This window comes from Mesorhizobium sp. BHbdii (assembly GCF_053848045.1).
The window spans coordinates 1-473 of record NZ_JBSPKX010000176.1; the positions used below are offsets into that span (position 1 = coordinate 1).

At 55.2% G+C, this 473-nt stretch carries 1 protein-coding gene; it reads right to left on the reverse strand.

The window, feature by feature from the left end:
* A partial coding sequence (locus ACWTU8_RS32485; protein ID WP_455851332.1) for a tetratricopeptide repeat protein occupies window positions 1–473 on the reverse strand: 473 nt, incomplete at both ends.

The following is a 473-nucleotide window of genomic DNA, read 5'->3' on the forward strand; positions in this document are numbered from 1 at the left end:
TGGGTAGCTTCCTTTACGTTTCCCTCCTTCATCAAGCGTTTGTAATCGCGGATGGCACCACGGTAGACCCGTTCCTGAATGTCATCGTATTTGGACAAGTCCAACGAGGATTTCTTGAGGACGGAGAACCGATGAGCCGCCAAAAGATAGTTGTGCGCGCGCAGGAAGTCCCTGAGCTGATAGAACACAGCACGCCGGGTTGCTTCGCCGATCTTATCATCGGGCACCGAGGCGCCCACGCGTGCCAAAAGCACAAGGGCGTCCAGTTCCTGGCTAGTCAAAAGCGCCAACCGCAACACGCGACGCACCACGGACGGATTTTCAGGCGTCAGGCGCACCAAACGGGCCCATAATTCCAGCGAGGCCTCGTGATGTCCGCCTTTTTCATACGCTGTCGCCAATCTTTTCAAAGCTGTACTGTGATCGGGACTGAGCGTCAGGACACCGTGCCATGTTCGAATATAGCTATTTGG